At 71.3% G+C, this 1,604-nt stretch carries 1 protein-coding gene; it reads left to right on the top strand.

Going from position 1 to position 1,604, the window contains the following annotated elements; translation table 11 throughout:
* Positions 1-68: 68 nt before the first annotated feature.
* The coding region (locus ACFFNX_RS29380; protein ID WP_378209008.1) for an NADH-quinone oxidoreductase subunit G at positions 69-1,604 on the top strand (1,536 nt) is incomplete at its 3' end.

The following is a 1,604-nucleotide window of genomic DNA, read 5'->3' as shown; positions in this document are numbered from 1 at the left end:
TGCTCGATGACTTTCGCGAAGCGCCTCTTTCCATCGCGCGCGGAGCGAGTGAGGAGGGGAGCGCGAGCATGAGCACTGTCACGGACAACACTCAGGTCGAGAAGCGGGAAGACCTGGTCTCGCTGACGATCGACGGGTTCGAGATCAGCGTGCCCAAGGGCACGCTGATCATCCGGGCGGCCGAGCTGCTCGGCATCCAGATCCCGCGGTTCTGTGACCACCCGCTGCTGGAGCCGGTGGCGGCCTGCCGCCAGTGTCTGGTGGAGATCCCGGACGCCGGCAACGGCCGCGGGATGCCCAAGCCGCAGCCGTCCTGTGCGGTCACGGTGATGCCGGGCATGGTGGTCAAGACCCAGCTCACCTCCGAGGTCGCCGACAAGGCCCAGCACGGCGTGATGGAGCTGCTGCTCATCAACCACCCGCTGGACTGCCCGGTCTGCGACAAGGGCGGCGAGTGCCCGCTGCAGAACCAGGCCCTGTCCAACGGCCGCGGCGAGTCGCGGTTCGTGGAGAAGAAGCGCACCTTCCCCAAGCCGATGGCATTGTCCTCGCAGGTGCTGCTGGACCGCGAGCGGTGCATCCAGTGCGCCCGCTGCACCCGGTTCTCCAATGAGATCGCCGGCGACGCGTTCATCGACCTGCTGGAGCGGGGCGCCAAGGAGCAGGTCGGCCTCGCGCCCGGCCATGAGTTCCAGTCCTACTTCTCCGGCAACACCGTGCAGATCTGCCCGGTCGGCGCGCTGACCGGCGCGGCGTACCGCTTCCGGTCCCGGCCGTTCGACCTGGTCTCGTCGCCGAGCGTCTGCGAGCACTGCGCGTCCGGCTGCGCCCAGCGCACCGACCACCGCCGCGGCAAGGTCACCCGCCGGCTCGCCGGCGACGACCCGCAGGTCAACGAAGAGTGGAACTGCGACAAGGGCCGCTGGGCGTTCACCTACACCACGACGCCGGACCGGCTGACCCACCCGCTGGTTCGTAACGAGGACGGCGTGCTGGAGCCCGCCTCCTGGAGCGAGGCGCTGACCATCGCGGCCGAGGGGTTGGCGAAGGCGCGCGGCAAGACCGGCGTGCTGACCGGCGGCCGGGTCACGCTCGAGGACGCCTACGGGTACGCCAAGTTCGCCCGGGTCGCCCTCGGCACCAACGACGTCGACTTCCGCGCCCGCGCGCACTCGCGTGAGGAGGCCGACTTCCTCGCGGCGACCGTCGCGGGCAGCCCCATCTCGGTCACCTACGACGAGCTGGAGAAGGCCCCCGCCGTACTCCTCGCCGGCTTCGAGCCGGAGGAGGAGTCGCCGATCGTCTTCCTGCGCCTCCGCAAGGCGGCCCGCAAGCACGGCCTGAAGGCGTACTCGATCGCGCCGTTCGCCACCCGCGGCCTCGCCAAGATCGGCGGCACGCTGGTGGCCACCGCCCCCGGCGCCGAGGCCGAGACGCTCGGCAACCTGATCACCGGAGTCGGGCTGGACACCGCGGGCAAGGCCGCCGCGGAGCTGCTCAAGAGCGAAGGCGCGATCATCCTCGTCGGCGAGCGGCTCGGCGCGGTGCCGGGCGCGCTGTCCGCCGTCGGGCGACTGGTCGCGGCCACCGGCGCGCGGCTCGCC

This window comes from Actinoallomurus acaciae (genome assembly GCF_042429965.1).
In the GTDB taxonomy this organism is placed as follows: Bacteria; Actinomycetota; Actinomycetes; order Streptosporangiales; family Streptosporangiaceae; genus Actinoallomurus; species Actinoallomurus acaciae.
This window is presented reverse-complemented; position numbering and strand designations above follow the sequence as displayed.